The following is a 6,168-nucleotide window of genomic DNA, read 5'->3' as shown; positions in this document are numbered from 1 at the left end:
GCCCGCCCCGGCCCCCCCCCGGCTTGGCCCGGGGGTGGCGGCGGGGGGTTGCGGTTTCGGGGGGGGCCGGGGGGGGCCGGGGGGGGCTACTCTCGGTCCCGGGGGGGGCCGCGGGCCCCCCCCCCGGGCGGCCCCTCGGCTCCTACAGGTTGTATCCCCCGGACACCTCGATGGTCTGGGCGGTGACCCAGCGGCTCTCGTCGGAGACGAGGGTGGCGATCATCGCGCCGATGTCGTCGGGCTCCCCGACCCGGCCGAGCGCGGTCCGCTCGGCGAGCGCCGGGACGATCTCCGGGAACCGGGTGAAGGCGTCGTCGCCGAGCCGGGTGCGGGTCGCGCCCGGCGCGACACCGTTGACGCGGATACCGCGCGGGCTGAACTCCTTGGCCAGGCACCGGGTCAGGACGTCCAGGCCACCCTTGGCCGCAGCGTAGGCGGAGTAGCCGGGCTGCATCCCGGAGGACGTGACGTTGCTGCTCGTGTTGACGACGGAGCCGCCGTCCGCCAGCAGCGGGAGCAGCGTCTGGGTGAGGAAGTAGGGGCCCTTCAGCAGCACCCGCGTCAGCCGGTCGAAGTCGTCCTCGGTCGTGTCCTCGAACATCGCGGTGTGGGCGATGCCGGCGTTGTTCACCAGGTGGTCGAAGGTGTCGCGCTGCCACGTGTCCCGCAGGGCGTCCGTGACCGCGTCGCGGAAGGCCGGGAAGGTGGCGCTGTCACCGACGTCCAGCGGCAGGGCGACGGCGGTGCCTCCGGCCTTCTCGATCGCGGCGACGGTCTCCAGGCCGCCCTCCTTGTTCGTGCCGTAGGTGAGGATGACCCCGACGCCGCGCCGGGCGATCTCGAGGGCGGCGCCGCGCCCGATGCCGGAGCTGGCCCCGGTGACGATGGCGACCTTCATGACGTCTCTCCTTCACGAAAAATGGTTCAGATCCGTCGCCCCGGCTCTCACCGGAACAACCTCGATGCCTCCATTCAAAGCCTCTGAGCTGCACAAACGTTAGAGCGATCCTCTCGCGAACCTGCACGATCCTCTCGCGTGCGGGAACAGGGGCCCAGGGCGGTGCTCCAATGGGCGTATGGACCTCACCGAGCTCAAGGCGCTGCTGGCCCGGCACGCACGGCCCGACACCACGACCGCGATCGAGGGCGTCCATGTCGCGCGGATCGACCGGTCCGGACCCTCGGCCCCCGAGACGTCGGGCACGATCCTCGCGGTCATCGCCCAGGGCGCCAAACGGCTCGCCCTGGGCGACCGCGTCTTCGAGTACGGCCCCGGCGAGTATCTGGTCGCGTCCGTCGACCTGCCGGTCACCGGCCAGTTCACCCGGGCCGACCCCGAGCACCCGGCGCTGGGCTTCGGCATGGTCCTGGAGCCGTCGGCGGTCGCGGAGCTGCTGCTCCAGGCCGGGCCTGCGGCGGGCGCCCGGACCGGCGGGGGCACGCCCTCGGGGATCGCCGTCAGCACGGCCTCCGACGCGCTGCTGGACGCCGTGGTGCGGCTGCTGCGCCTGCTGGACGAGCCGCGCGACCGCGATGTGCTCGCCCCGCTGGTCAAGCGGGAGATCCTGTGGCGGGTGATCACCGGCGAGCAGGGCGCCACGGTGCGTCAACTGGGCCTGGCCGACAGCGGTCTGAGCCATGTCTCACGGGCCGTGCGCTGGATCCGCGAGCACTACGCGGAGCCCTTCCAGGTCGAGGACGTGGCCCGGATGTCCGGCATGAGCACCTCCGCGTTCTACCGCAACTTCCAGGCGGTGACCGCGATGAGCCCCATCCGGTTCCAGAAGCAGATCCGCCTCCAGGAGGCCCGGCTGCTGCTGGCCACCCGGCCGGGCGACGTCACGGGCGTCGGCCGCAGCGTCGGCTACGACAACCCCTCGCAGTTCAGCCGGGAGTACCGCCGTCAGTTCGGGACACCGCCCAGCCGGGACGCCGCCCGGCTGCGGCACGCGGCGCGTGGCGGGGCGGAGGCCCCGTCCTGAGCTGCTCGGCTAACGCGCGCTGGGCGGGCGGAAGTTGATCCGTTCGCTGACCACGGGGAAGCCCGCCTTGGCGAAGTGTGCCGCCATGGGGACGTTGCCCTGGTCGGTGGACGCGGTGACACGCTCGGCCCCGTGCCGGACCAGGTGGTGGGTGCACTCGGCGAGCAGGTCGTAGGCGTAGCCGTGGCCGCGCTGCTCGGGGACGACACCGATGAAGCCGATGGTCGGCCCGGTCGGGTTGTGCGCGGGGACGTGGATGCCGGCCAGCTCGCCGTCGGGTGTCCGGGCGACCTGCCACCACTCCCGCGGGGAGGGGCACCAGTGGAAGAAGTCCAGCTCCTCCTGGGCGGCCAGGTCGAGGCCGCCCTCCTCGATGGCCCGCAGCGCGTGGGCGTCGAGGGTGGCGGAGTGGATGCGCCGCAGGGCGTCGAAGAAGACGGCGTCGTCGGGCTCGGGTTCGAAGCGCAGGCGTCCAGGGCGCTCGGGCAGCCCCAGGTCGGGCGTCCAGCGGTACTGGTAGCGCTCGACGAGCAGGGTGTAGCCGGCCGCGCGTGCGGCGGCGAAGCGGGCCTCGGCGGCCGCCTCGAGGTCGGGGTCGTCCCGCCAGCCGCCGGGCAGGTCGATCTCCAGCTCGACCTGCCAGGGCGCGGTGCGCAGCAGCGCGGCGCCGGCCTCCTCCTCGCCCTCGGCGACATCGAACCAGTTGATGTTGACCGGCTCCTGGTCGTCCGGGCCGCCCCACCAGGCACCGCGGGCGACGACGGCTCCGTCGCGCAGGGCCACCCGCTTCCGCTGGGGGCGGAACACGGTCTTCCGGTGCCCCTCGGCGGCGGAGAGCGGATCGGGGTGGGCGTCGAAGAGCGCGGCGTCGTCGGCGGTGAGCGTACGGATGACCGGATCGGTCATGAAGTCCTCCGGGTTGCGGACGGTGAAAGCCCCCGGACGGTACGTGGCCCTCCTCCACACCGTCCACGGCATTTCCCCGGCCATCGGGCCGTAGGGCCGTTTTCGGGAGCGCTCTCAGAGGCTCGGAATGCCTTAAGGCTGCCTTAGACAAGGATTAAACGATCGTGCGCATTTCATGACCATGGACGTTTTCGCAGGTCAGAGCGATTTCGGTTCTGTGCGGACCTGTTGGCCCCTGCGGAAGCGGTGCGTACCATCGGGGCCCATCGGCGGCACATCCCCGTCTTTCAGAGAGCGCTCTCACGAGTGCCGGGAGCAGCCGCCCGACCAAGGCACCCGCTCAACACCCCCGGGAGACCCCCCACATGACATCCCGACACCAGCGCCCCCTCGGCCGCCGCCGGCTCCTGTTCGCCCTCGGCGGCGCGGCGGTCGCCGTCCCCGCCATCGCCACCGTGGCGCCGTACGCCCTCGCGGGGACGTCCGAGGACGGTGAGGCGAAGGCCGCGGCGGGCACGCTGCCGCTGACGATCGTCAACGACAGCGGCGAGTTCGGCAACGCGAACGTCCACGTCTACGTCGTCGGCAACCAGGACGGGCGTCAGGTGCGCCTCACCCCGGACGGCACCCTCGCGCCGATCGCCCTGTCGGACAACGGTGCCGACGGCTTCACCGACTACGCGATCAGCCTCGCCGGGAGCGGCGAGACCCGGCTGTCCCTCCCCCACATGTCCGGCCGGATCTACGTGGCGCTCGGGGAGAAGCTCAAGTTCAAGGCCGTCGCCGACGGCAACGGCAACGCCGCGCTCCAGTACCCGGCCGGCTGGGTCTCCTCGGACCCCAACTTCCCGGTGCTGCACGACTGCGCGGAGTTCACGTTCAACTCCTCCGGGATGTTCTGCAACACCACCATGGTCGACATGTTCAGCGTCCCGCTGAGCATCCGGCTCACCGGCGAGAAGGACCAGACGACGGGCAAGCTGAAGGCGGGCGGGCGGGCGAGCGTCTTCGCCGCGGTCCGCGAGGCCGAGGACTTCGCCCGGCTCGTCGTGGACGACACCCGGGTCATCGCACCCGGCCACGGCCTGGACGCCGGCCTGTTCGCCAAGGACTACTTCGCCCCGCACATCGACGAGGTGTGGAGCACGTACACGGGCCGGGACCTCACCGTGAAGACCAACGCGGGCACGTTCACGGGTCGGGTGCGCGGCGACCGCTTCACCTTCGACGGGCCCGCCCAGGTGTCCTTCGCCAAGCCGTCGCCCCGTGACGTGCTGTTCTGCGACGGCAATCTGGCCGCCCCCAACGACGGCACCACCGGGCCGGTGGCGGCGATCCTCGGCGCCGGCTTCAACCGCTCGACGCTCCTGAGCCAGCCGGTCCAGCCGACGACCGACCCCGCCGGGTTCTACGGCACCGGCCTCACCAACCACTACGCCAAGGCCGTGCACGCGGCCACCGAGGACGGCAAGGCGTACGGCTTCGCCTTCGACGACGTCGCCGACTTCGCCTCGTACATCCAGGACACGGCGCCGACCGGGCTGACCTTGACGCTCACGCCCTTCGCCTGATCAGTCCGGCGCGGGGCGGCCGGGGTTTCCATCCCGCCCGGGGAGGTACCCCGAGGGTCCGGGGCGTCGGTGCCCAGCGGGCCTGCGGGGTCCTCCGGATGCAGGAGCCGCCCCGGCGATGAATGGTGGGTAGCAGACCCGATGACCGCACCGGGCCCGAACCGAAGATCCCCGGATCCGAGGAGCAGAGATGATGCCGACGTCCCAGCCCGAAGCGTCCGGGCCGTCCGAGGAGCGTTACACCCCGGACGACCTGCTCCACACCTACACCGGCACCGAGGTGTCGCCCGAGGACATCGTGCTTGCCTCGGGCAAGGACCTCACCGCGGACAACCTGGAATGGGCCAAGCGCAAGATCGACGAGGAAGGGCGCGTCGCCCTGGAGAAGCTGCTGCCGTAGAAGTCCCCGCGCCCCCGACCGCGCGGGCCGCCCCGGGTGGGAGCCGGTGCCCGGGGCGGGCCGGGGCTGCCGTACGCCCGCGTGGCTACTCGTCCAGGCAGACGGCGGGCACCCGCTGCACGAGGTTGTTGACGAACCCCCCGCGGTTCCAGGGCTGTTCCAGCGGCTGGGTGCGGCCGTCGGCGTCGGTCGCGCGGGCGCTGAGCACGTGCTCGCCGGGGACCGCGGTCCACGTGTACCACCAGCGGCGCCAGGCCCAGCGGTGCCCGTCCCAGGGTTCCAGCTCCGCCTCCCGCCAGGTGGCACCCGCGTCCGTGCCGACCTCGACGCGGGTGACCGGCGCGTACCCGGACCAGGCGCGCCCCTCCAGGGTCACCGGGCCGGGCCGCACCACCCGGGAGCGGGACATGAAGTCGGGGAAGCCCGGCGGGACCAGCAGGGCGCGCGGGGCGATCCGGGTGACGGGCTCCCCCGGGTCCTCGGGGCGTCGCCGCAGCCGGTAGGCGGCGGTGTGCTGGAACCCGGTGAACGGCTCACCGGCGACGGTGACGCCCCGCAGCCACTTGACGTGCGCCATGCCGTACCAGCCGGGCACGACCAGACGCAGCGGGTAGCCGTGCTGCGGCGGCAGCGGGGAGCCGTTCATCGCGTACGCCACCAGCACCTCGGGGTCCTCGCCCGCGGCCACCTCCATCGGCAGGGCCCGCTGGTAGTCCTGTTCGACTCCGCGTTCCACGCCGTGGTCGGCGCCGGTGAAGACGACGTCGACGGCCTCCGCCCGGACCGACGCCTCGGCGAGCAGCAGCCGCAGCGGTACGCCGGTCCACTCGGCAGTGCTCACGGCCTCGACGAGCCAGGGCTGGCTGACCGGCCGGGGGCTCAGCAGGGCCCGCCCGTTGCCGGCGCACTCCAGCGTGACCCGGGTGGTCACGCGCGGGAACGACGCGAGGTCGGCCGGGGCGAGGCTCAGCGGGCGCCGGACCCGGCCGTCGACGGTCAGCCGCCAGGGCGTTCCCTCGGGGACGTACGGGATGTCGTAGTGCGTGAGCACATAGTGCAGGCCCGGCGGGGTGAGGTCGTGGCGCAGGGTCTCCAGCGGCTAACCGTGGTTGCGCGCGGCGAGCGCCAGCTCGTCCGGGCCGACGCCCTCACCGGGGCCGGCCAGCCGGGCCGGTGCGCTCACGTCGGCGAGTCGGTGACCCATGACCACCATTATCCGCGCGGGCCGGGCGGGCCGCCCTCCCGGACGGCGCCCGATCGGACGGTTGCCCGCTCACCCTTCCGGAAGGGGCCCACCGGCTGCCAGACT

Annotated in this window: 5 protein-coding genes and 1 pseudogene; 3 read left to right on the top strand and 3 right to left on the bottom strand. The window is 72.9% G+C overall.

Features of this window, described 5'->3' with window-relative positions; genetic code table 11:
- Positions 1–142 precede the first annotated feature (142 nt).
- Complete coding sequence (locus ACFRAC_RS31920; RefSeq protein WP_382936355.1) at positions 143–898, bottom strand: SDR family NAD(P)-dependent oxidoreductase; 756 nt, start codon at positions 896–898, stop codon at positions 143–145.
- 178 nt (positions 899–1,076) lie between these two features.
- Here ACFRAC_RS31920 and ACFRAC_RS31915 point away from each other — a divergent pair, with 178 nt between their 5' ends.
- Positions 1,077–1,982, top strand: a complete 906-nt coding sequence (locus ACFRAC_RS31915; protein ID WP_382936345.1) for an AraC family transcriptional regulator N-terminal domain-containing protein — start codon at positions 1,077–1,079, stop codon at positions 1,980–1,982.
- A gap of 9 nt (positions 1,983–1,991) precedes the next feature.
- On the opposite strand, the gene ACFRAC_RS31910 is transcribed toward ACFRAC_RS31915, so the two are convergent.
- Positions 1,992–2,888: a GNAT family N-acetyltransferase gene (locus ACFRAC_RS31910; RefSeq protein WP_382936341.1), complete on the bottom strand. Its 897-nt coding sequence runs from the start codon at positions 2,886–2,888 to the stop codon at positions 1,992–1,994.
- 365 nt (positions 2,889–3,253) lie between these two features.
- Here ACFRAC_RS31910 and ACFRAC_RS31905 point away from each other — a divergent pair, with 365 nt between their 5' ends.
- On the top strand, positions 3,254–4,459 hold the full coding sequence (locus ACFRAC_RS31905; protein WP_382936337.1) for a glycoside hydrolase family 64 protein: 1,206 nt from the start codon (positions 3,254–3,256) through the stop codon (positions 4,457–4,459).
- Positions 4,460–4,652: 193 nt separating this feature from the next.
- A complete protein-coding gene (locus ACFRAC_RS31900) occupies positions 4,653–4,859 on the top strand; it encodes a hypothetical protein (protein WP_361353010.1) in 207 nt (68 codons plus the stop codon).
- Between the two features lie 85 nt (positions 4,860–4,944).
- Here ACFRAC_RS31900 and ACFRAC_RS31895 read toward each other — a convergent pair.
- Positions 4,945–6,063 (bottom strand): annotated as a pseudogene (locus ACFRAC_RS31895) (sulfite oxidase).
- Positions 6,064–6,168 lie beyond the last annotated feature (105 nt).

Source organism: Streptomyces sp. NPDC056628 (assembly GCF_042792555.1).
Taxonomy (GTDB): Bacteria; Actinomycetota; Actinomycetes; order Streptomycetales; family Streptomycetaceae; genus Streptomyces.
The sequence above is the reverse complement of the archived record's forward strand: the minus strand, read 5'-3'. Positions and strand labels throughout refer to the sequence as shown.